The sequence below is a fragment of the Sporosarcina saromensis genome (assembly GCF_033253735.1).
GTDB classification, from domain to species: Bacteria; Bacillota; Bacilli; order Bacillales_A; family Planococcaceae; genus Sporosarcina; species Sporosarcina saromensis.
Genome location: NZ_JAUBDI010000001.1, coordinates 375,946 through 399,493, shown reverse-complemented (window position 1 = coordinate 399,493; position 23,548 = coordinate 375,946). Strand labels below are relative to the sequence as shown.

General features: G+C 40.4%; 19 protein-coding genes. 11 read left to right on the top strand and 8 right to left on the bottom strand.

Features of this window, described 5'->3' with window-relative positions; genetic code table 11:
- The first annotated feature begins 26 nt into the window (after positions 1 to 26).
- From QT711_RS02025 to QT711_RS01990, 8 genes are read left to right on the top strand one after another with little or no spacing between them, the layout of a single operon-like run.
- Positions 27 to 2,447, top strand: a complete 2,421-nt coding sequence (locus QT711_RS02025) for a DUF7408 domain-containing protein (RefSeq protein ID WP_317941814.1) — start codon at positions 27 to 29, stop codon at positions 2,445 to 2,447.
- Complete coding sequence (locus QT711_RS02020) at positions 2,444 to 3,373, top strand: ABC transporter ATP-binding protein (RefSeq protein ID WP_317941812.1); 930 nt, start codon at positions 2,444 to 2,446, stop codon at positions 3,371 to 3,373. Before QT711_RS02025 ends, QT711_RS02020 begins: the two co-directional genes overlap by 4 nt.
- Positions 3,370 to 4,221 carry an ABC transporter permease gene (locus QT711_RS02015; protein ID WP_317941954.1) on the top strand — a complete coding sequence of 284 codons (852 nt, stop codon included), beginning with the start codon at positions 3,370 to 3,372 and terminating at the stop codon, positions 4,219 to 4,221. Before QT711_RS02020 ends, QT711_RS02015 begins: the two co-directional genes overlap by 4 nt.
- Position 4,222: 1 nt before the next feature.
- Positions 4,223 to 5,698 (top strand): hypothetical protein, encoded by a 1,476-nt coding sequence (locus QT711_RS02010; RefSeq protein WP_317941811.1) that lies wholly within the window; start codon positions 4,223 to 4,225, stop codon positions 5,696 to 5,698.
- A 21-nt stretch (positions 5,699 to 5,719) separates the two neighbouring features.
- The gene (locus QT711_RS02005; RefSeq protein ID WP_317941810.1) at positions 5,720 to 6,712 is read left to right on the top strand and encodes an AAA family ATPase; all 993 of its coding nucleotides are present in this window, start codon (positions 5,720 to 5,722) and stop codon (positions 6,710 to 6,712) included.
- Positions 6,712 to 7,584 (top strand): DUF58 domain-containing protein, encoded by an 873-nt coding sequence (locus QT711_RS02000; RefSeq protein ID WP_317941809.1) that lies wholly within the window; start codon positions 6,712 to 6,714, stop codon positions 7,582 to 7,584. The genes QT711_RS02005 and QT711_RS02000 overlap by 1 nt, the downstream gene beginning before the upstream one ends.
- Before the next feature lie 14 nt (positions 7,585 to 7,598).
- Entirely contained in the window at positions 7,599 to 9,359 is a 1,761-nt protein-coding gene (locus QT711_RS01995) for a vWA domain-containing protein (protein ID WP_317941808.1), read from the top strand.
- Positions 9,340 to 11,937 (top strand): VWA domain-containing protein, encoded by a 2,598-nt coding sequence (locus QT711_RS01990; RefSeq protein ID WP_317941807.1) that lies wholly within the window; start codon positions 9,340 to 9,342, stop codon positions 11,935 to 11,937. Before QT711_RS01995 ends, QT711_RS01990 begins: the two co-directional genes overlap by 20 nt.
- An 89-nt stretch (positions 11,938 to 12,026) precedes the next feature.
- On the opposite strand, the gene QT711_RS01985 is transcribed toward QT711_RS01990, so the two are convergent.
- From QT711_RS01985 to QT711_RS01955, 7 genes are all read right to left on the bottom strand, one after another.
- Positions 12,027 to 13,277, bottom strand: coding sequence for an MFS transporter (locus QT711_RS01985; RefSeq protein ID WP_317941806.1), 1,251 nt, complete (start codon positions 13,275 to 13,277; stop codon positions 12,027 to 12,029).
- 217 nt (positions 13,278 to 13,494) lie between these two features.
- The gene (locus QT711_RS01980; protein ID WP_317941805.1) at positions 13,495 to 14,565 is read right to left on the bottom strand and encodes an ABC transporter substrate-binding protein; all 1,071 of its coding nucleotides are present in this window, start codon (positions 14,563 to 14,565) and stop codon (positions 13,495 to 13,497) included.
- Positions 14,562 to 15,362, bottom strand: coding sequence for an ABC transporter permease (locus tag QT711_RS01975; protein ID WP_317941804.1), 801 nt, complete (start codon positions 15,360 to 15,362; stop codon positions 14,562 to 14,564). The genes QT711_RS01980 and QT711_RS01975 overlap by 4 nt, the downstream gene beginning before the upstream one ends.
- Positions 15,346 to 16,170, bottom strand: a complete 825-nt coding sequence (locus QT711_RS01970; protein ID WP_317941803.1) for an ABC transporter permease — start codon at positions 16,168 to 16,170, stop codon at positions 15,346 to 15,348. Before QT711_RS01970 ends, QT711_RS01975 begins: the two co-directional genes overlap by 17 nt.
- A complete protein-coding gene (locus QT711_RS01965; RefSeq protein ID WP_317941801.1) occupies positions 16,160 to 17,266 on the bottom strand; it encodes an ABC transporter ATP-binding protein in 1,107 nt (368 codons plus the stop codon). The genes QT711_RS01970 and QT711_RS01965 overlap by 11 nt, the downstream gene beginning before the upstream one ends.
- A gap of 19 nt (positions 17,267 to 17,285) precedes the next feature.
- A complete protein-coding gene (locus tag QT711_RS01960; RefSeq protein ID WP_317941953.1) occupies positions 17,286 to 17,828 on the bottom strand; it encodes a helix-turn-helix domain-containing protein in 543 nt (180 codons plus the stop codon).
- A 148-nt stretch (positions 17,829 to 17,976) separates the two neighbouring features.
- Complete coding sequence (locus tag QT711_RS01955; protein ID WP_317941800.1) at positions 17,977 to 19,434, bottom strand: hypothetical protein; 1,458 nt, start codon at positions 19,432 to 19,434, stop codon at positions 17,977 to 17,979.
- 447 nt (positions 19,435 to 19,881) lie between these two features.
- Here QT711_RS01955 and QT711_RS01950 point away from each other — a divergent pair, with 447 nt between their 5' ends.
- The 3 genes from QT711_RS01950 (at position 19,882) to QT711_RS01940 (ending at position 21,767) form a co-directional block, all read left to right on the top strand.
- Complete coding sequence (locus tag QT711_RS01950) at positions 19,882 to 20,424, top strand: peroxiredoxin (RefSeq protein ID WP_317941799.1); 543 nt, start codon at positions 19,882 to 19,884, stop codon at positions 20,422 to 20,424.
- Positions 20,425 to 20,510: 86 nt separating this feature from the next.
- Positions 20,511 to 20,960 (top strand): TlpA family protein disulfide reductase, encoded by a 450-nt coding sequence (locus tag QT711_RS01945; protein WP_317941798.1) that lies wholly within the window; start codon positions 20,511 to 20,513, stop codon positions 20,958 to 20,960.
- A gap of 147 nt (positions 20,961 to 21,107) precedes the next feature.
- Positions 21,108 to 21,767, top strand: a complete 660-nt coding sequence (locus QT711_RS01940; RefSeq protein WP_317941797.1) for a potassium channel family protein — start codon at positions 21,108 to 21,110, stop codon at positions 21,765 to 21,767.
- Between the two features lie 111 nt (positions 21,768 to 21,878).
- Here QT711_RS01940 and rnjA read toward each other — a convergent pair whose 3' ends face one another.
- Positions 21,879 to 23,546: a ribonuclease J1 gene (gene rnjA, locus QT711_RS01935; RefSeq protein WP_317941796.1), complete on the bottom strand. Its 1,668-nt coding sequence runs from the start codon at positions 23,544 to 23,546 to the stop codon at positions 21,879 to 21,881.
- Positions 23,547 to 23,548: the final 2 nt, after the last annotated feature.

Sequence of the window (23,548 nt, the reverse complement as noted above, 5' to 3'; positions counted from 1 at the left end):
GCAATTGCCGATTAGGGGGAGTCTACATGTGGAAAAAACAGTGGGCAATCATAGCAATGCTGCTAACTGTATGCTTGTTCCTGCCAACTGTCCATGCGGCTGCAGCACCAGAATTAAAAGTGAAGGTGTCTGCGGGTTTTGACGGCAAGGCAAAATACGGAAAAGGAGCACCGATTCTAATTGAAGTCGAGAATAATGGAACTTCAACATTTAACGGTGACATGGTCATCGATACGCAACAAACGTATGAATCGGGTGTTGGAGAAGTCTTTCCTTTGTCGATAGAAGCAGGTGAAACAAAAACCGTATCTTTTGTTATTTCGAAAATGTTTGATTTTAATATGTATGGATTAAATACGAAATCTATTTACTTTTATGAAGGTGGATGGAAAAAAGGTAAAGAAATTCAGCATAAAGGTTCTCAACAAATAACGGTTGCCATGTATCACGAAGATACGAAAATCATCACAACGTTTACAGATAACGTTGATCGACTTTCTGCAGTAAAAGGCATCAGATTGAATAATACTTCTTCTACTCAAGTGATTGATAGCACAAAAGTGGCATCCATTAAACTGCCTGATGAAGCTGCTGGATGGGGACCGGCTGATATAATTATCATAGACGAATATCCAGTTGCGGATTTATCTCCATCAGAGCAGGAATCTCTTGTGAATTGGGTTCGAGGTGGAGGCATCATCGTGTTTGGTGGATCGGATCATGTAGATGCCGAGGCAGGTACTTTTGCTGAATTTTTGCCTCTTAAAGTTGCTGAAAACAAAACAATCAGCCCACAGGTTTTTAATGACTGGACAAAAAGAAAAGGATTCACAGAAGATATTCAAATAGCAAAGGCGACATTGAACAAGGGAGCAACTGTTATCCATGCATCTGGTTCAGACATATTAGCCGCTTCCAACCAACTCGGAAAAGGAATGGTCGTACAGACTGCCTTCTCGGTTGGGGATGAACCATTTTCAAAAGTATCTGATGCAACTATCGTGTGGAATCAGATTCTGAATAATGTGCAACAATCATTAATGGTAGGCGGAAGTATGAACTATTATGACCAACCGATGGACTCTTTGCGCTGGACAATCGGTAATGCAAATGAATTGTTTCCTTCTTTTAAAGTTTCCGCTCCGTTAATTTTCGGAATCATCATTCTATATATCATTATTATTATCCCTGTATTATATTTTGTTTTAAAACGGAAAGACAAACGGGAACATGCTTGGTGGATCATCCCAGCCATATCAATTGTCGTTTCCGTATTCATTTTTGCATATGGTGCGCACGATCGTATTGGGAAAGCACAAATTCAACAGACATCTGTTTTCGATGTCAATCAGGACGGAACGATGACAGGGTATTTTGTTGAATCGATTTTAACACATAAAGGTGGAGACTTCGTGTTCACAGCACCTCGTGAGACGATTTTATCAACATTTACACCGTATTCTTCAGGGTTCTTCGGTCCTTCTCAAATGGGGACGAGTGCGCATAAAAGGGCGATACTGGAAAAAGATGCGAGTAGTTTGAACTTGTATGTACGAGACGTCGGATACTGGGACGTTGCGACCGTTTTTGGTCAAACGACATTAAACGAAGTCGGTACGTTTGCAATTGATCTGACCGTAAAAGATAAACAGTTAACGGGTGAAATTACAAACAATTTTCCTTTTCCATTAAGTGATGTGGCGATTTGGTCTGGAACAAAACAAATTACAGTTGGTGATTTAGGTCCTGGAGAAACAGTGAAAGTGAATGAAACGTTAAAAACATCTACGCTCATCAGAAAGCAGTCCTCAAATTCCATGTATATGGGTTATCAACCTGCTGCGACGACGGATGATCTAATGAAAATGCGTAAAGATAGTGTCCTTTCTTTTTCTGGTGATTTCATGAATAACCAACCAAAGCCAGTCGTAATCGGCTACACAGATACAAAGATTATTCCAGTTGAATTGGAAGGCACAAAAGCATCAACAGATGCATTCACGATGGTGTCACAAGCTTTTACACCGAATATCGAATTTAGCGGAGCTTTTTCTGTTGATGCCGAAATGATGACGATGGAGCTTTTGTCTGAAGTGAATAATATGCCTGCACATTCAAGTGGGTACGCAGGGAACATGTATTATTTTGACGAAGATGTATACATCCAATCATGGCATCTACCGAAAGATTTGCTAGAAAAAGCGTTTACGTGGAAGTCCATGGATATCTCAAAGATTAAGAAGAACTTGTATGATGTGAGTATATTAAATATCCAAACAAACGAATACGAACCACTTGAATCGGAAACGAGTTTGACAATTGATACGTTAGATCGTTACCTAACAACAGATGGGGTCGTTAAATTGAAATTGGACTTTATCAATAAACAGCATGGCAATGAGGCACAACCCCCAATGATCAAGTTGCATGGCGAGGTGAAGAAATGATTGACATACAGGGACTAACAAAAAAATATGGCCAATTTACTGCGTTAGATAATTTAAACCTTTCGTTAGATGAAGGGACGGTTTTTGGATTTGTTGGTGCAAATGGAGCAGGCAAATCAACGACATTTCTCATTTTATCGACTTTGTTGCAACCTACTTCAGGGGATGTTTTCATTAACGGAATTAGCGTGAGAAAGAAACCGGATGAAATACGAAAGTTGATCGGCTACATGCCGGATTTCTTTGGGGTATACGATCAGTTAAAAGCGGATGAATATTTGGATTTCTATGGAGCTAGTTATGGAATTCCAGAAGATGAAAGAAAAAAACTCATACCACAATTACTAGAACTTGTTAATCTATCCCATAAAAGATATTCGTATGTTGACTTATTATCCCGTGGGATGAAACAAAGACTATGTTTGGCAAGAAGTCTTATACATGATCCAAAAGTTCTGATTCTAGACGAACCAGCATCAGGACTTGATCCTCGTGCAAGAATTGAAATGCGTGACATTTTAAGAACACTGAAAGGGATGGGTAAAACCATCTTGATTTCATCACATATTTTGCCGGAACTCGCAGAGATGTGTGATGAAATTGGTGTAATTGATAATGGGAAGTTAATTGCACATGGATCTGTAACGGAAATTCAAAAAAAATTGCAAGGTGAAAAGCAAATTACAGTGCGCACAGTCGGTGATCGAGCAGAAGCGATTACATTTTTTGAAGAACAACCTTATGTTAGTACTGTTGAATTGCTTGAGGAAAACGATGGATTCTCTTTCACTTATAGAGGAACGGATATTGAGCAAGCAAATATGTTACGAAAAGCAATGCTTGCAAATATACAAATACTATCGTTCATGGAGCATATTACGAATTTAGAAGATGTCTTTATGGAAATAACGAAAGGGGCGGACTGATTATGCGTTTCAACAATCCTGTTCTTGCGAAAGAGCTGAAATTGCGTTTCCGATCCTTTAAAGGCTTCAACGGCATCTTGTTTTTCTTACTTGCAATGTGTGTGTTTGTCTTTGGATACATTTTTCTCACCGTTAATATTGGTGGTAGCTCTTATTTCAGACCAAGTCAAAGTTTCGTTCTCTTTGCGTTTCTATCCTATATACAATTAGGTCTTGTGCTGTTTACGGCACCTGGCTTGACTGCGGGAGCTATAAGTTCTGAACGGGAAAAGCAGACATTACCGATCCTATTGACGACAGCTCAAAGCTCTTTCCAAATCATTTCTGGAAAGATGTTGTCTTCGGTAGCATTTCTTTTATTACTCATTGTTGCAGGTCTTCCTGTTTACAGTTTGGTGTTTTTGTTTGGTGGTATTTCGCCAATGCATTTTTTAAAAATGCTTCTATTTTTATTTGTGACATTGCTTGCAATCGGAAGCTTAGGCGTAATGTTTTCGACATTACTCCGTAGAACAATTGTGTCGATGATTGTCACGTATGGCTCAATGTTGTTCCTTTCGGTCGTAACTGGCTTCCTTTTCATCATAACGATGCAAATGAAAATGTATACACAAATGGGTTCACCATCTATGTCACCGTCCTATTTAGGCCAGTTTTTGGCGTCCATTAATCCGGCGGTTTTATTTGCTACTTTTTTATCACCTGATATGAATCGAACCATTCATGAGATGACGAATATCGATTTTCCTATTTGGGCAGGTTATTTAATTTTCTACGGTATTCTTACCATGTTTTCTCTTTTCATTGCAGTAAAGAGATTGCGTGTTAATATGAAAAAATTAAAATGAGGTGAACTTTTTGGAAGGGAAAAGAGCATTACAACGATATGTAGATCGTGCGTTACGAGCTCTTCGCTTTGAGCGATCGATTTATCAATTGCAAACAGGTTTGTTCATCTCCATCCTGGTTTATACGGTAATACTTGCCGCTTCCAGATTGTTTATCCTGCCTTACTATGAGCAGATTGCTTTTTGGGCATCTTTTGGCACACTTCTCATCGCCGTCATTGTTATCCTTTTGAAACGAATTCATCGTCAAGAAGCTGTGTGGAGACTGGATCATTATTTACCGCACAATCTTCTTGTTACGGCTTTGGATGTGAACGACCAACAAACAAATTTAGCCGATGTACTAGTCGGTAATGCAAAAGCGCAAGTACCGACTGCGTACGAAAAATTCAAGAAACGGGATAAGCATTTTATCCATGCAAAAATGATAGTGGGTATTTTTGTTTTTTCAATCTGTTCAACGTTGCTCTTTTTGTTCCCGTCAGCTGCACAAGAAGAAGCAGAGGCAGTTGTAAAAGAAAAAGAGATTGTTGAAGAGTTGAAAAAGGAAATAAAAGATTTAGCGAAGAAAGAAAAAATACCGGAGTTAAAAAAAGAACTCGAAGAACTAGCTAATCAATTAAAAGAAAGTCCAACATCTGAGCAGTTGCTGAAGGAGCTAGTGAAAAAACAGAAAGAGCTAAAATTGAAAGAACAAAAGTTAACTGAGAAACAATCTGTTGAAGGGCTGAATGATTCCGAACAAGAGGAGTTGGATCAACTTCAACCTCTCGTTGACCAATTAGCACAACAAGCCGGGAAGACTCAAAGTGCTTTAAATAAAATCGGCAAAGCACCATCATTGCCTGCATTGGCTAATGCCGGAAAATCTACACAATCTGGTTCAAGTAATTCAAGCGGAAACGGTAAACCTGGTCAAGGTCAAGGCGAAGGCCAAGGCGAGGGCGAAGGTCAAGGCGAGGGCCAAGGCGAGGGTCAAGGCGAAGGCCAAGGCGAGGGTCAAGGCGAAGGTCAAGGCGAAGGTCAAGGCGAAGGTCAAGGTCAAGGTCAAGGTCAAGGTCAAGGTCAAGGTCAAGGTCAGGGCCAAGGTCAGGGCCAAGGTCAAGGCCAAGGCCAAGGTCAAGGCCAGGGCCAAGGCCAGGGCCAGGGCCAAGGTCAAGGCCAGGGCCAAGGTCAAGGTCAAGGGCCGGGAAGTGGAATGGGAGCAGGTACTGGAAAAGGTGGTCGTGACCTTTTATCCATTCCTGCAAACAGAATAGGAAAACAAACCAATTCATCTATCGACAGTGGAAAACTTGGTGAAGGGGATTTCATCGAAGAGAACGAGCGGGAAGGGTTAACAGAGAAAGGGACGATACGTCCGTATAAAGAAGTAATCGGAAATTACAAAGATGCGTATCTAAAAGGGTCTGATAAATTGAAACTTCCAGCAGATTTACAACGTGTCCTTTCTGATTACTTTTCATCAATTGAATGATAAATGATAGGGGATGTATACATGTCTTTTTCACCTGAACAATTTGAAGAAATGAGTAGCAAACTTGCTGAAGTGCGGAGTGAGATCGGGAAATTCATCGTTGGCCAGCAAGAAGCAGTTGACTTTTGTCTGTATTCCATATTAGCTGACGGTCACGCATTACTTGAAGGTTTACCAGGTCTCGGAAAAACAATGCTTATTCGAACAATTTCTGAAGTGTTGGACCTATCCTTTGCGCGTATCCAATTTACGCCTGATTTAATGCCAGCAGACATTACAGGCACAAGTATTTTAGAACGTGATAAGGATGGAATTCAACGATTTATCTTCAAAGAAGGTCCGATATTTGGCCAAATGGTCCTTGCAGACGAAATCAACCGAGCGACACCTAAAACCCAAAGTGCTCTGTTAGAGGCGATGGGAGAAAAGACCGTAACGGTTCTCGGTGAAACGAGAAAAATGGCCAATCCATTTTTTGTATTGGCAACTCAAAATCCGATTGAAATGGAAGGGACATATCCTTTACCTGAAGCGCAAATGGACCGATTTTTGTGCAAGATTTTACTTCCGTATCCAACAAAAGAAGAATTGAAAGAAATTATGAAGCGAACGACAGGACCTCGTACAATCGGTGTAGAAAAAGTGATGACAGCTACTAAAATCATTGAAGCACAAGAAATGGTTAGAACTGTCGTAATTGCAGATGAAATGGTCGATTATGCAGTCGATTTGATTGCTGCAACCCATCAAAAAGTTGAAACAGGTAACGAATGGAGCCAGTACGTGCAATACGGAAGTGGTCCGCGGGGCTTGCAGTCCATTATTCGTTTAGCAAAAGCAAGAGCGCTTGTTTCTGGACGCTTCCATGTGTCAATTGCTGATATTAAGACAGTCGCTAAACCTGCATTACGCCATCGGGTCCTCATCAATTATGAAGGTGAAGCGGAAGGTGTCGACGTAGATCAGTTGATCGATAAATTATTGGAAGAGATTCGCCAAGGAGCATCTGTCTAATGGGTGAACAACTCTTTCCGGATGGTTTGACAAAAAGGTTAGGTGCACTAACCATTGCGACAAAATCACGGCGTCTTGGCCACCATAAAGGGACACATCGTTCAACGAAAACAGGTACTTCATTGGATTTCTCTGATTTTAGAGAGTATCATCCCGGTGATGACTTGCGCCACATCGATTGGAATGTGTTTGCCCGTACAGATAAGCCGTTCATTAAACAATTTTTGGACGAACAGGAGATGCGGATACATATACTGCTCGATTCCACAAAATCGATGGGAACGGATGGCAAGTGGGACTTTGCTCGCCAGCTTGCAATTGGATTTGGACAGATTGCATTAAAAAGCGGTGATACCGTTTCCTTTTCAACTTGGACAGCAGAGCAGAACTATTTCTTCAGAAAGAAGGGGGCACTCCATCGGGCTTCCTTTAAAAAATTCGTTTCGCAACTACCAGCACCGTCGTCCCCTAATGGTTTTGCTGATCATGCGCTTCGTCATGTTCCAAAGGCCGTTACGGTATTGTTCATCATTACAGACGGGCTGGAAGAACTGTCAAAGTGGGAGTTGCTTTTTAAAAGACTTCCGGGTATTTGCAGAGACGTCCGTGTTATGACAATACATTCTCGTACAGAAGAAGTGCCGACTTATGAAGGGGATGTAAGATTTATTGATGTTGAGGATGAAGCAATCGTGGAAGTATCACTAAATCACCGTATCGTACAACAGTATCAAGAAAAGAAAAGTAGGCATGAAGCGGAAATACGAGCACTGGCGAATAAATACGGTATCCAGCTGGTGCGTACAGAAGTTACAGATGGCGTCATGGAAGTGTTTACTAAGAAGATGCGCCATATTGGTTGGCTACGTTGAAGGGGGACGGCTAAGTGGGTTTGGATCAATTGAATAATTTGTGGACGGCAATTTTCCCGCTCGCCGTCCTTCTTTATTATTTTTTTCGGAAGAAATACGTGACGACGACAATTTCATCCACTTTATTTTGGGAAAGGTCGATGCGTGAAACGAAAGTATCGCCCTATTTAAAAAATCTACAACAAAATGCTTTGTTTTATTTACAAATGGCTGCGTTATTATTGTTTCTCTTTGTGTTACTAAAGCCTTATGTTGCTGAAGAGAACGTGGTGGGAGAACATTCAATTTTTGTCATTGATACATCAGCCTCAATGGGGGCTATGGTTGACGGAGTATCGTTGTTTGAGCGGAACAAGAAAAAATTACTTGCTCTAGCAGAAGAAAAAGAAGGGGAAGCGATTTCCGTTATCACAACTGGTAAAGAGCCTTCTTTCCTTTTGCGGGAAGAAAAAGATTTACGCTTGATTTTAGGGACGATTGATCAATTGGAACTGAACTACGAACATGAACATATGGATCGGGCAATTGAAATCGTCCAATCTATTGCAAAAACAGGCGGCGCAGATGTTCATATTTTTACAGATTACTTGGATCGTTCATTTTTTATGGAAAACGAAAATGGTATATCGTGGAACGTTCACAACAACGACAAACCACTCACGAATATTGCGATTGAAAAGTTTGGAGCTGTTTCCTCTCAGAATCATACAGAAGCAATTGTCAAATTGAAAAATGAGTCAGCGATGAAGCTGGAAGGGACAGTCCTGCTGAAGAATGAATTGACGGGTGAACAGCTTGCGTCAGAAAATGTAGTTGTAGAAGGGCAATCGGAAGAGCTATTAAGCTTTAAGGAGTTACCAGTAATGACTGTTGTTAGTGTGAAGATAGAAGCGGAAGATGACTATCTTTTGGATAATGAAGCAATCGTGTTGTTAGGAAAAGAGTCAACGGAAGTTATTGTTGACGTTCAGCTCCATGAACTTGTGAAAAAAGCATTTGAGGCAATTGGCTTGACTGTAACAACTGGTTCTACAAATGAATTGAACCTATCAAGAGATCAAGCGATACTTGTCACAAATCAGACCTCTTTTTTAGATGAAGGGACGGAACCAATTTTGTTAATTGGGCGAAATGACGTTTCGGCAGAAGAAGTAGCGGGGGACATTGAGACGGTACCAAACCCATTATTTACAGTTGCTTCGATTGAAGAAGTGTATGTAAGTGAACTCTATCCTCCATTTGAGGGTTTCACAACACTTGCTTCAATCAATGATAGGCCTTTCATTCAGCAGTCTTCTCGAGGGGATATTGTAGTATTAACAGATATCGACTTAACAGATTGGCCATTACATCCGTCGTTTCCGTTGTTTTTTTGGAGTGCTTCAGAGTTGTTGCGAACGGATCGTGAACTTATCGGCTCTTTTACACCAAATGAACGTAAAGCAATTGTGACAGGCGGAGCCGAATCCCTAGAACTATTCACCCTTGATGATCAATATGTAACGACATTCACGGATGGCAATAGTTTTGTTGCCCCTTCAAAACCAGGCATCTATAAGTTACTCGATGAAGGTAATGAGAGCTTTCTGTCTGTACAACTTGATGCTGCAGAAAAAACAGTTGCAGATGGAAAAGGCTATCAACTCGGTTCTACCCAACAGAAAAACCAAGAAGAAGGTAAAAGGTTGATAGGTTGGCTGTTTTTATTGCCAGTTCTCCTTCTGTTAGTACTAGAGTGGGAGGTGCAAAGACGTCGTGGATATCCGAATAGTTGAACCGTTGTGGCTGCTTTTGCTTGTTCCGATTGGACTGTATATGGGTTATACGTGGAAAGCATCAAAATTAAAAGTCATTAGTAAAGGTGCAATTTTATTTGTATTAAGAAGTGCAGTCATCCTTTCCCTTGTATTTGCACTAACCGTTCCCTATATTAATCTACCGCATAAAGAAGAACAAATCTTGTTTGTCGTGGATAGGTCTGTATCGATTGAAGATGCCGGTCAGCTAGCTGATCAATGGATTGCGGATAGTTTAAAAGAACGTAAAGAGTATCAAGCTTCCGGCATTTATTCATTCGGAGGTGGCTTTCGAACAGATCATCAGTTGACAGACCAAGCAGTAACTATAGCATCTCCTGAACCGTTACCTACAGCGAATAAGACTAATATTGCGAACGCGGTCGATTTGTCTGTTGCATTAGCAAAAAGGAATGTAGCAACTCGACTTGTTCTGTTAACGGATGGATTGGAGACGGATGGGTCGATCGAGGAATTGCTCCCGAAGTATGAAAATAGCCATGTCCAGATTGATACCGTTGTATTGAAGAAAACGAATGTGGCAGATGCGTCCATTTCATTATTCGACACGCCGCGAACTGCGTTTGAAGGAGAAAAGCAGCTACTTCGTGTTGAAGTTGAGTCATCGTCTAAGACAGCGGGGCAATTGCTTATTTACCGAAACGATGAAGAGATTAATCGGGAAGAAGTTGTATTGGACGAAGGTGGGAATGTCTTCACCTATTCCATGGAGGCAAAAGGGTCCGGTTTGTTGAAATATGAAGCGAAGCTCATTGTTCCAAATGATGGTCTACTCGAAAACAATCGAATGCTTTCCGTAACAATGGTGGAGCAATCACCGAAAGTGCTCGTTGTTCAAACTGAACGTAATCCATCTGTCATACCTTCTTTGTTGGATCAGAATGCAATGGATGTCGATGTTTTGCAAGCTGAACAACTGCCTGAAACGTTGTCGGGTTATTTAGGGTATGGTGCCATTATTTTTGACAATGTACCTGGTCATCTTGTAGGTGAGCATAAAATGACCGTGATTGAACAAGCTGTTAAAAATTTCGGTACAGGTTTCATGATGGTCGGTGGTGAAGATAGCTTTGGACTTGGTGGTTATTTTAAATCACCAATTGAGAGGGTGTTACCTGTTGAGATGGAAGTGAAAGGGAAAGAGCAATTACCATCTCTTGGACTTGTCATTGCAATGGACCGATCTGGCAGTATGTCGGGATCTAAAATTGTCATTGCAAGGGAAGCTGCTGCCCGAGCAGTCGATCTTCTCCGAAATGATGATACGTTTGGTTTTACAGCGTTTGATCATGAAATTTGGGAAGTCATTCCTGTAGGGACACTGGGAGATAAACAAGATGTTATCGATCAAATTCTTTCTATACCGGTAGCAGGCGGAACTGATATTTTCCCATCCGTTGCAAAAGGATATGAAGACTTGGCAGATTTGAAGCTTCAGAGGAAGCATATTATTTTACTGACGGACGGCCAATCATCGATGCCTTCGGATTATGAAGACATCATTACGGAAGGTAAGACAAATAACGTTACTTTATCTACCGTATCAATTGGCACAGATGCAGATGTTGGTCTATTGGAAGAACTCGCTGAATTGGGGGGAGGCCGATTTTATAATGCAATCGATGAGTCGACAGTCCCTGCTATTCTAACCCGTGAGACTTCTATGCTGACGAGAACATATATTGAGGACAATCCATTTTATATGAATTTGAATAATGTGCCTGAATGGACTTCACTCTTTACAGAAGGAGTTCCACAAATGAATGCATATATCGCAACAACTCCAAAAGGCACGTCAACGATTGTCGCTGAGAGTCCGAAAGAAGACCCTATTCTTGCTGAATGGATGTATGGATTAGGACGTACCGTTGCATTTACATCTGATTCTACAGGTAAATGGGCTGGAGATCTTGCGAGGTGGGGAGGATATGGTGATTTCTGGAACGCGGCTGTTTCTAGATTGCTACCGTCGTATGAAAGTGTCCCGTATCTAATTACGCATGAACGTGGAGGCACATATACAGTGACGGATACTTCGAAAAATTCAGCGTTCCTGGATATTGCCATTGTAAATGAAAAAGGAAATGATGTGAATTTTGTCTCTGAACCACTCGCACCGGGGAAAGTGAGAGTTACGCTGGATACTGATCCTGGACTTGTATTCTTTGGAGTTTCAGACGATAAAGGAGGACTCTTTGAAGCGGGTGTTTCTGTTCCTTATAGTGATGAATTCAAATACGCTGAGCCGAATGTTCAGCTATTAGAAAAAATTTCAGAACGTACAGGGGGGAAAGTACTGGAAGATCCAACAGAAGCTTTTCGTCCTCATCCTTATAAAAGTGCCGATCAGCTACCGATTGCTCAGTGGCTTGTGATGCTAGGAATGATTCTGTTTTTCGTAGATATTACATTGCGTCGTTTTGGTATGTTAGGAGGACTTGTACGAAGAAAGAAAGATGATACGGAGTCTGTCTCCACGCCTTCATCGACCGAAGACCATGTAGGTGCTTTATTAAAAGCGAAAAAGAGAAGATAATAAAATTTGAGCCCTTTACCCTTTAGCATACATGCGAGAGAGTAAGGGGCTTTTTGTTTGTAGATAGTAAGGACTGTAAGTGGAACTTATTAAGTCCGTGTAGTTGCAATGATACTTTTCTTTTTGACAGACCAGACATTAGCAATGGCAAAGCAAATGAGTAAGATCGCAGTTCCGAGTATGTAAGGAAATGTATAATTTATATCAAATATAAAGCCTGCAAGTGCTGGTCCAAACATGTTTCCTAAACTCATATATGCATTCATCATACCTGCTGCAAAACCTTGTTCTTCTCCTGCAAGTTTAGAGACGAGCGTATTGACTGCTGGACGCAAGAGGGAAGTAGCGGTGGAAAACACAGTAGCGACCAATAGAATCGTCCAAAAAAGATCTACAAAAAGAATTGCGAGCATCGCACCGGCTGCAATGAGAAGATTGACAAGAACAATACGCATTTCCCCAAATCGCTTAAACAATGGATTGATGACAAATGTTTGGACGATAACGCCTACAAACCCACCGACTGTGATGAGAACTGCAATCTGGGTAGGCGTATAGCCATATTTTTGATCGACATACAAAGAAATCGTCGATTGAAAATTAGCCAATCCAAATGAAAATACAAACATGACGATTAGTAAGACAAAATAAGGTGTTTTTGTAGATTTCACTAGTTGCTTAAAAAGATGATCTTGTCGTTTTTGCTGTTTTTCCATTGAAATTGTTGGTGTAGGATTCGGTAAAATGATGATCGATAAGAGTGCTGCAAAAAAGGAAGCACCTGCAGCAAAATAAAATGGAAAATGTAAACTAATTGTTGAAAGGAATCCCCCGATGCCTGGTCCAATCATAAAACCTAACGACATGGAAGCTCCTAATAGGCCCATTCCTCTTCCTCTTCCTTCGAGTGTTGTTATATCCGCAACGAATGCCATCATTGGCGGTACAAGAAAAGCTGCACCAAATCCTGAAAAGAATCTTGCGGCAAAAAGCATCCATAATTCTGTAGATAAGCTAAAAGCGAGTTGCGCAGCACCGTATATGAACAAGCCAATAATAATGATTTTCTTTCTGCCATGTCGGTCTGAAAGATCTCCTGACAGAGGAGAAAAGATGAATTGAGCAAAAGAGAAGATTGCGATGAGGAATCCGAGTACCATACCAGCGGCGCCGAAAGTTTTTAGGAATTCAGGCATGATCGGAATAATTAGACCGATGCCCGCCATCGCGATGAACATATTGAACATCAAAACGATAAGTGCGATATTGGTGGATTTTGAACCTGTCAAATGCGCACCGCCTTTCAATATAGTAATTACGTTATTGAAATAGTTTACCATAGTAAATAGCCAAATACACACGATTGAGAAAAGGAAACGATTTGGTTAGTTAATAGGAGATTTAAAGGCATGCGAAGCGTAAAACAAATCAGGAACAGTACATAAAAATGCATGAGGGCGATATGCCTCCATGCATTTTAAGAATTCGTATAAAGTGAACTTTCAAGTCTGAACCGGAATGCAAAACTCCAGTCATCATAATACGATTAATTTGTCTTTAGTTCAAATCCATTTTGAATTCAAGGAACAGTTCATTATAGATTCCTAGTAATTCAAGCCCGAGATTTTTATATACTTCTAATTCACTTCTTGTTTCTTCGTCGGGATAAAACCGTTCATCTGATACAACTTCAGGATCCATAAGGTCCAAAGCAGTTTGATTAGGTGTGGAATACCCAACATAATCTGCGTTTTGAGCCGCTACTTCAGGGTCTAACATAAAGTTAATGAACGCATGGGCACCTTCAATATTTTTACTCGTTCTTGGAATAACAATATTATCAAACCATAAATTTGAGCCTTCTTCTGGAACGATGTAGTCTATATCCTCGTTTTCATACATCATATCTGCAGCTTGCCCAGACCATGTTAAGGAGATTGCGGCTTCATTGTTAATCATTAGTTGGGTTACTTCATCGCCAATCACTGCTTTAACATTTGACTTGAGTGTTTTCAGCTTGTCGACAGCTTGCCGAAGTTCAGCAGGGTTTGTTGAGTTTAGCGAGTACCCTAATGAGTTTAAGCCCATACCAACTGTTTCGCGTGCACCATCTACGAGGATGACACGTTGCTTTAACGAAGGATCCCATAGATTATCCCAACTTTCGAACGTTTGCCCTTCAAGAAGCGTTGGATTGAAAGCTATTCCTACAGTGCCCCAGAAGTACGGGATTGAGTACGTATTGCCAGGATCGAATGGCAAGTTGAGAAAATAAGAATCGATATGTTGGATATTTGGAATTTTACTATAATCAATCGGTAAAAGAAGATCTTTTTCGACCATCATTTCAACCATGTATTCGGATGGGACGGATATGTCGTATGCTGTTCCGCCTTGCTCGATTTTTGCCATCATTCCCTCGTTGGAGTCAAATGTTTCATAAATGACTTTATAGCCTGTCTCTTGCTCAAATTGTTTTAGTAATTCAGGGTCAATATATTCCCCCCAATTATAGACGGTAATTGTATTTTTTCCTGACTTGCTTCCTTCGCTCAATTCTCCCTTAATGAAGAAGAGAACTCCAGATACAGCTAAAATAAGTATTGCTACTTGTAATAAAGATTTCATTTCTTCACCCCCGCAAAAGGAGTCTTTAACTTTTGATTAATGGCGTAGTAGCCGACGACTAATAGGACGGTGACGATGAATATTAGACCGGATAAGGCGTTAATCGTCAAGCTGATCCCTGTCCTTGCCATGGAATAGATCTCAACCGATAACGTGGAGAAGCCATTTCCGGTAACGAAAAATGTAACTGCAAAATCGTCTAATGAATAGGTCAAAGCTAAGAAGAAGCCAGCAAATATTCCGGGTTGAATGAAAGGTAGGATGACTCTCCTCATAATATCCTTTCGCGTTGCTCCTAGATCTAGTGCAGCGTCAATTAGCGTTGGATTCATCTCAGCAAGTTTAGGCAATACCATGATCACTACGATTGGAATACTGAAGGCAATATGTGAAATCAAAACAGATGCAAAACCTAGCTTCACGCCAAGAATTGTAAACAAAATGAGAAATGAAGCACCAATGATAACATCTGGGCTGACAATTAGGATATTGTTCAACGACAATACTGCATTCCGCATTTTTTTATTTCGCATGAAATAGATGGCAAGTGCGCCCATTACCCCAATGGTTGTCGATAATAAGGCAGAAAGCAAGGCGACAATAACTGTATTGATGACGATAATAATGAGTCGTTTGTCTTCGAAAACTGCTGCGTAATGTTCAAGCGTGAAAGACTCGAAGTTTGACATGCCACCACCCGAATTAAATGAGTAGAACATGAGATAAAAGATGGGTGCATATAAAATAATGAAAACGACCGCCAAAAAAAGTTTAGGAAGCTTACCGATTCTTTCCATTGTTAGTCGCCTCCTTTTCTTTAGCTGTTGTTACGAGCATGATAATGAACATGAACAAAATAAGGAATACGGCAATGGTGGACCCCATGCCCCAATTTTGCGTGACTAAAAATTGTTGTTCAATTGCTGTACCAAGTGTGATGACTTTATTCCCCGCAATAAGTCTTGTAATCATGAAGAGTGATAATGCAGGAATAAATACGACTTGAACGCCCGATTTCACACCATTAATGGTAAGCGGCCAAATGACCCGCCTGAACGTTGTCCATGAGTTAGCACCTAAATCACGTGAGGCGTCAATTAAAGCTGGATTTAACTTATCAAGTGCATTAAAGATCGGAAGAATCATAAACGGAATGAAAATGTAAACCGAAACAAAGACGAAACTGAAATCCGTAAACAGAATTTGTTGTTTGCCAATGCCGATTACATCTAAAAATGCATTTACAGGTCCATACAATCCCATCAAACCGATAAAAGCATACGTTTTCAGTAACAAATTAATCCATGATGGAATGATGATCAGTAATAGCCAAAGTTGCTTGTGCTTCGTTTTTGTCAATAAGTATGCAGTTGGGTAAGCAATCAGCAACGAAAAAAATGTAATGAGAAATGCATACCAAAAAGAACTGAGCGTCAACGTCAAATAAACGGACGAAAAGAAGTTTTGATAGTTCTCAAGTGTAAAATTGCCGGTCAAGTCGAAAAATGAATAGTACACAATGAGTGCAATCGGTGCAAGAACGAACAAGATGATCCATGCAGCATAAGGGATCGTATAAACGGGACGGAGTCGATTATTCTTCATGAGCAATCGCTCCGTAGGCTTCAAGTCTTGCATCGTAGTCTTCTTCAGATTCATTCAATCGCATGACGTGAATATCTTCAGGATTAAAATCTAGTCCAATGACAGCTCCAACTTCAGCTTTCTTTGTCGAGTGAACGAGCCACTCATTACCGTCACTGTCGTATGTTGACAATTCATAATGAACACCACGGAACAACTGTGTATCGACAGTCACATTCAATTTTCCTTTATCGACCGTCGTCATTTCCAAGTCTTCTGGCCGCAAAACGATATCTACTTTCTCATTTGGCTGTAATCCTGCATCTGCACAATCAAACCGTTTACCTGTAAATTCGACTACATAATCCTCAATCATTCTTCCGGAAACAATATTGGATTCACCGATGAAATCAGCAACAAAACGGTTAATCGGCTCATCGTAAATATCGATTGGTGTGCCTGATTGTTGGATGGAACCTGCATTCATGACGAAAATTTCATCGGACATCGCGAGTGCTTCTTCTTGGTCGTGTGTAACAAACACGAATGTTTTTCCTAAACGTTGCTGTAATTCCCGTAACTCATATTGCATCTCAGAGCGCAGTTTCAAGTCTAAGGCCGAAAGGGGTTCATCTAATAAAATGACTTCCGGATCGTTGACGATTGCTCTTGCAATCGCTACACGTTGACGTTGACCGCCAGACATCTCTGTAATTTCCCGACTTTCATAACCAGCCAAGTTTACGAATTTTAGCGCTTCTTTTACACGTGTATCGATTTCAGCTTTTTTTACTTTCTTGATGCGTAAGCCAAACGCGACATTTTCATACACGTTTAAATGAGGAAAGAGAGCATAGTCTTGAAATACGGTATTTACTTGACGTTCATTTGCTGGGACCGTATTAATATTTTTCCCGTTAAAGTAAATCGTGCCTTCAGTTGGTTCAATAAAACCGGCAATTAGCCGAAGGATTGTTGTTTTTCCGCAACCTGAAGGTCCTAACAATGTATAAAATTTCCCCCGTTCCATTTCAAACGAGACACCATCCAAAACCGTTGTATCTTCACCATATTGTTTGCTTACGTTTTCAAAACGAATAATTGGTTCAGTTGTCATAATTGTTATCCTCCTTCTTTCATAAATAAGATTCTGTAGCGACGAGTAACAGTTCACTTGGCCCGTCATGTGCATTGAAAATCCGATGATGATCCGACGCATCATAATAGACAGAGTCGCCTCTGTTGGCTGTATATGTACGTTTCCCCAATTCAATTTCCACTTTCCCTGTCAATACATAAATGAATGTTTCTGCTGAAGAGGGTTCAAATTGCTTAAATTCTCCGTTCGATGAAAAAGTGATATGGACTGGCTCCATTTCGTTTTCGTTCGAGCGGGGCACTAGCCAACGTATTTTATAGCGGAGTTCATCATTGACATAGGTTGTTTGATCGTGAGGTGAGTAGACCACTTTCAGGTTTTTCTTCGGATCTTCAAAGAATTCTTTCGGAGTTGTTCCGAGGACTTCCAATAAGGAGAACAATGTTTCAATGGAAGGAGAGGTAACTTCCCTTTCCAATTGTGAGATGTAACCTTTCGTCAAGTCCGTCCGTTCACCTAACTCTTCTTGCGTTAATCCTTTTTTAAGACGAAGTCTCTTGATTTTACTCCCTATTTGCATGGATAACATTCCTTCCTCCAAAAACGGAGTTTAGTAATACTGTACTTTTAGTTTACTATAAACCTTTCTTATTATACAAAAAAACGATTGGAAATCAAGGGTTCCAATGAAAAAAGCTGAAATCCATTTTCAGGACTTCAGCGAAGTGTTATTCATCATCTAAGGAATGTCGCATACTACGCCATTTTTGGCGAAGAATTCTTCCGAAAGTATAAAAAATCAAATAGCCAGACAGGGCAATTCCAGCAAGAGCAGTGATAAGAGAAATCCATTCAAACACCGTATAGGTAGTGAATTTTTTCCAGCCTGAAGGTGACTCCCAATCTGCAATAACTAGATTCATGCCGTAAATGCCAGATACCACCGTGAAAATTGTCAAAATGAATAACAATGTATTAACACGATTTGCTTGGCTATTCTCTTGGCTTTTATATAATTCTTGTAAAGTACTGCTCACTTCGTTGTACAAGCGTTCAATCGAGAATGCTTCTCTGAATAGACGTGACAACTCCTTGCCTTCGCTTCGTGTACTCACTACTTTAAAGTAGTACCAAGAAGAAAATAATGTAATAAGTTTTATCAATGAACGGACGTACTGCTCATCTTTTTTCCACTCGATTTCACTATATTCGAACGACACACGAAGGAGCATGATTTTGTAATAGTAATGAAGGAGCATGTTGTAATAATGTGTACCCATATAATGGGACAATTCAGTAGACAGTTGCTGAATGGGCCGGTTAGAAATCGTTGCAAATGCATGATCAGTTGCAACGATAAACAAGTTGGGTCCCCAACGGTCATGTAATGAAGTTGAGAGAGAGCGCTGCATGTAATTTGGATTTGTTGTTGCAATAAAAGGTTCACCGGCTGGAGTTTTGCCATTTAAACTGCCAAGTCGAAACAAATCTGTATCAGTCAGCTCACGGCCTTCTTCAGTAATCATGAACGTTGTGACGAACATCCTCTCATCTTCAATGTAAGGCAATGAACCAAAGTATCCTCTTAGTCTATCATTTTGTATAACAATGTCTTTTAGGTAAGGGCTTAAACACGTAAAAATGAAATCGTGCATGGATTGCTTCGTATTTTCAGTAGTAATGATATGTGAACCTTTATTTTCATCCAAATTTGACTCGACTGCTCGGAAATGTTGAAGAAAATCGAGTACATCAGAGTATTCGTAGGTATCGGTCAATTCAAGTCGTATCGATAAAAAACCAATACCAAATGGTGCTAATACAATATCAGTACTATGAATGATGAACGAATAAAGGTCAGAGCGAATTTGAAATTGGTACTCCTTTTGTTGGCATTTGCTGAAGCGATGAAACCCTTTGGACTGAATGGAAGTAGGGAAAAGTTTATGCTCGATATATGGATAAAAATATTGTTCCAGTTCTGTTTCTTCCACAACAATCGATTCTCCGTAATAAGAAGGATTCCCTCGCTTTTTCTCATCTCGCAAGCAAAAATATGCATACTGATTTTGTTCCAGCAACTTTGCTACTTCTTTTTTCTTTCCCGATTCGTAACTAAAAGGTAACATAAAAGTTACATGTGTTTGTAAAATAGGTAATTTCCGCTTGATATCAAGTTGCGACAATAAAATCCCTCCTTGTAGAGGTATTCGGATAGAGTGGGCATTACAAAAATACTTCCCGTTAAATATGTAGGTTTAAACATTTTTAGGGTTTTCTTTGAATGGGTTTGTGTTGGGGAGGGGCATGAAGGGTATGGTGCGAAGGGGTAGGTTGCGATCCATATTGGGGGATACCACATACTTTCATTATAATGATCACTCCGTTAATAATGAGAACAACAAAACCATGATTGAGAGAGGAAATTGCAACCAAACGTATAGAAGTTGAGGAAATTGCACAGTATGAACACGTTTATCGAGGAATGAAATGACGTTTTCTACTGTATAAACAATAATGATTATTATCTTCGAGCTATTATAATTGAAATCATATTGTAGATTTGGTATTCTGAATAAGGATTGTTCAGCACTACGAAAAACTGAACGAAGAACTATTGGAGGGATTTATTCATGGTAGAACGTATGGTAGGTAAACAAGCTCCTGATTTTACAATGGAAGCAGTATTAGCGGACAAGTCATTTGGAAAAGTTAGCTTGCAAGAAAACATGAAGAATGACAAGTGGACAGTTCTTTTCTTCTATCCAATGGATTTCACTTTTGTATGTCCAACTGAAATTACAGCGATGTCTGATCGCTATGACGAGTTCGAAGATTTAGATGCAGAAGTAATTGGTGTATCTACAGATACAATCCACACGCACCTTGCTTGGATTAACACGGACCGTAAAGACAATGGTCTTGAGCAATTGAAATATCCATTAGCTGCAGATACAAACCACGAAGTATCACGTAACTATGGCGTTTTGATCGAAGACGAAGGGATTGCATTGCGTGGTCTTTTCATCATCAACCCTGAAGGTGAATTGCAATACCAAACTGTGTTCCACAACAACATCGGTAGAGATGTGGATGAAACATTACGTGTACTTCAAGCGCTTCAAACAGGTGGACTTTGCCCTGCGAACTGGAGACCGGGTCAAAAAACTCTATAATGTTGTAAACAATTGCTTACATCCAAATTTGATCCCCACGCATACTATAGGCAGTGGGGATCTTTTAAACCGGAGGAGATTTGACGATGAAATTACGTGAACAAATGCCTGAATTAACAGGTGCGACAACTTGGCTCAATGGGCAAGTTGAAAAAGCGGATTTAGTAGGGGAAAAGCCTACCCTCATTCATTTTTGGTCAATCAGTTGCCACTTGTGCAAAGAAGCGATGCCGGATGTGAATAATTTCCGGGATGAGTATAAAGATGAGTTGAACGTCATCGCTGTTCATATGCCACGTTCAGAAGACGATGTGGACTTGGACCAAATTAAAGAAGTTGCAGCGGAGCATGATATTACACAACCGATTTTTGTTGATAGCGATTTAAAATTGACGGACGCTTTTGACAACCAGTATGTCCCGGCTTACTATGTTTTTGATAAAGATGGGCAGTTACGTCATTTCCAAGCTGGTGGAAGTGGCATGAAAATGCTTGAAAAACGTGTGAACCGTGTATTGGATGAAATGCGAAAATAAGTACAATACAAAAACGACGGCCATTTTACGGTCGTCGTTTTTGTGTACGAAATAGGAGGATGACATGCTAATAGTAGACTGTAATTGTGGGCTTCTCCTAGGTATGATACACTAATTTCATCCATCAATCGGATTGGAGCGAGCAAAATGAAAAAAGAATTTGTCGTCATTGGATTAGGAAGGTTCGGAGGCAGCATTGTTAACGAACTCGTAGAATTAGATGCGGAGGTAATGGCCATCGATATTTCTCCGGATCGCGTAGAGGAATATGCACAAATTGCAACAACGGCAGTGTCCGCTGACACGACGGACGAGTCCGCGTTACGTTCGTTAGGGATTCGGAATTTTGAGCATGTTGTCGTTGCAATTGGAGAAAACATTCAAGCGAGTATTTTGACGACGTTAATATTAAAAGAGATCGGTGTCAAACATATTACTGTAAAAGCCCAAAATGATTATCATGAAAAGGTATTACGTAAAATCGGTGCCGATCAAGTAGTCCATCCTGAACGGGACATGGGGAAGAGAATTGCGAATAATATGGTGTCCAATAATATCCTCGATTATCTTGAATTGTCAGATGAATATTCGATCGTGGAAATAAGAGCTAATGAAAAACTAGCAGGTTCCACGTTAATTGACTTGGATATACGAGCAAAATATGGTGTCAATATTGTAGCAATTAAGCGGCACACCCAAATACTAGTTTCTCCACAGGCGATTGAAGAAATTGAGCTGAATGATATTCTGATTGTCATCGGTTCTGATGTGGATATCCATCGTTTTGAAAAGAAAGCACTGCATTGACAGTTGCTTAAGCTCAAATGATCATTCGTAATCGAAAAGCCATCTGCAACCGTGTTTACAGAACTCGGTTGCAGATGGCTTTTCTTATTGTGTAGCCTGTGCCTTATTGCATTATACTTCCATGACAACAGGCATTATCATTGGTTTACGTTTTGTTTGGTCGTATAAGAAAGGGGACAATATATCGATAATGTCACTTTTCATAGACCCAGCATCAAATGGAGTGTTTGATAATTGTTTCTGTAACTCTTTCGCAAGTAAATTTTGGGCTTCATTGATCATCATGCCGGATTCTCGCATGTACACAAAACCGCGAGAGATGATATCTGGTCCTGAGACAACTTTGTTGCGTTTTTTATCAACAGTAGCCACGACGATGACAAGTCCGTCCTCTGAGAGGATTTTACGGTCACGTAACACTACGCTCCCGATATCGCCAATACCGCTTCCGTCAATATAAATATCACCCGACGGCACTTTGCCTGCAATGCGAGCGGAGTTTTCGGTTAATGCGAGAACGTCCCCGTTACTCATGATGAAGTTATTTTCAGGTTCAACATCACAGCTGATCGCAAGTTCTTTATGCATCGTCAACATCCGGTATTCTCCGTGAATTGGCATAAAGTATTTCGGTTTAATCAAGCGGAGCATTAACTTCTGTTCTTCTTGAGAACCGTGTCCGGAAGTATGGATGTTATTTAGTGCGCCGTGAATGACTTCTGCGCCTGCACGGAATAGGGCGTTGATTGTTTTGTTGACACTTAATGTGTTTCCAGGAATCGGTGAAGACGAGAAGATGACCGTATCACCAGGTTGGATTTGTACTTGGCGGTGAGTGCCGTTAGCAATTCGGGATAACGCAGCCATCGGTTCACCTTGGCTACCTGTACAAAGAATCATCACCTCGTTCGCAGGTAAGCGATTGAGCGATTGTGTATCGACGAATAAGTCTTTCGGTGCGTTAATGTAACCAAGTTCTCGACCAATTGTGATGGCATTGTCCATACTACGCCCAAATACAGCGATTTTTCTTCCGTATTTTTCAGCAGCTTCAATCACTTGTTGAAGTCGATGGATGTTGGAAGCAAAGGTAGCGAAGATTATTCTGCCATCTACTTTTCGGAAGATTTCATTCAAACTGTCGCCGACTTTTCTTTCAGACATTGTAAAATTTGGGACTTCCGCATTTGTACTATCTGATAACAAGCATAAGACGCCTTCACTTCCGACTTTTGCCATTTTTGCTAAGTTTGCAGGTTCGCCTACAGGAGTGAAATCGAATTTGAAGTCACCTGTGTGAACGATGTTTCCTGATGGTGTTTTGACGACGATTCCAAATGCATCCGGGATACTATGTGTAGTACGGAAAAATGAAATCGAAGTTTTTCGGAACTTAATAATATCTTCTTCTTTAATTTCAATCATTTTTGTCGTGCGGAGTAAGCCGTGCTCCTCGAGTTTGTTACGCAGAAGGCCTAACGCTAATTTCCCCCCATAAACGGGGACGTTGATTTTCCGTAACAAGTACGGAATCCCGCCAATATGATCTTCGTGTCCATGTGTGATGAATAAACCTTTGATTTTATCCATATTCCGTTCTAAGTACGTATAGTCAGGAATAACATAGTCGATTCCGAGAAGATCGTCTTCTGGAAATTTGATACCGGCATCAATGAGAATAATTTCGTCTTGGAATTGCACACAATACGTATTTTTGCCGATTTCACCAAGTCCGCCTAAAGCGAAAACAGCTGTTTCATTGTTCTTGATCAATTTCATAG

Excerpts from the sequence above, each read along its gene's own strand:
- QT711_RS02005 (WP_317941810.1), top strand. The coding sequence starts at position 5,720 with ATGTCTTTTTCACCTGAACAATTTGAAGAAATGAGTAGCAAACTTGCT.
- QT711_RS02025 (WP_317941814.1), top strand. The coding sequence starts at position 27 with ATGTGGAAAAAACAGTGGGCAATCATAGCAATGCTGCTAACTGTATGC.
- QT711_RS01975 (WP_317941804.1), bottom strand. The coding sequence starts at position 15,362 with ATGGAAAGAATCGGTAAGCTTCCTAAACTTTTTTTGGCGGTCGTTTTC.
- QT711_RS01980 (WP_317941805.1), bottom strand. The coding sequence starts at position 14,565 with ATGAAATCTTTATTACAAGTAGCAATACTTATTTTAGCTGTATCTGGA.
- QT711_RS01970 (WP_317941803.1), bottom strand. The coding sequence starts at position 16,170 with ATGAAGAATAATCGACTCCGTCCCGTTTATACGATCCCTTATGCTGCA.
- QT711_RS01950 (WP_317941799.1), top strand. The coding sequence starts at position 19,882 with ATGGTAGAACGTATGGTAGGTAAACAAGCTCCTGATTTTACAATGGAA.
- QT711_RS02000 (WP_317941809.1), top strand. The coding sequence starts at position 6,712 with ATGGGTGAACAACTCTTTCCGGATGGTTTGACAAAAAGGTTAGGTGCA.
- rnjA (WP_317941796.1), bottom strand. The coding sequence starts at position 23,546 with ATGAAATTGATCAAGAACAATGAAACAGCTGTTTTCGCTTTAGGCGGA.
- QT711_RS02020 (WP_317941812.1), top strand. The coding sequence starts at position 2,444 with ATGATTGACATACAGGGACTAACAAAAAAATATGGCCAATTTACTGCG.
- QT711_RS01940 (WP_317941797.1), top strand. The coding sequence starts at position 21,108 with ATGAAAAAAGAATTTGTCGTCATTGGATTAGGAAGGTTCGGAGGCAGC.
- QT711_RS01985 (WP_317941806.1), bottom strand. The coding sequence starts at position 13,277 with ATGGTAAACTATTTCAATAACGTAATTACTATATTGAAAGGCGGTGCG.
- QT711_RS01945 (WP_317941798.1), top strand. The coding sequence starts at position 20,511 with ATGAAATTACGTGAACAAATGCCTGAATTAACAGGTGCGACAACTTGG.
- QT711_RS01965 (WP_317941801.1), bottom strand. The coding sequence starts at position 17,266 with ATGACAACTGAACCAATTATTCGTTTTGAAAACGTAAGCAAACAATAT.
- QT711_RS01960 (WP_317941953.1), bottom strand. The coding sequence starts at position 17,828 with ATGCAAATAGGGAGTAAAATCAAGAGACTTCGTCTTAAAAAAGGATTA.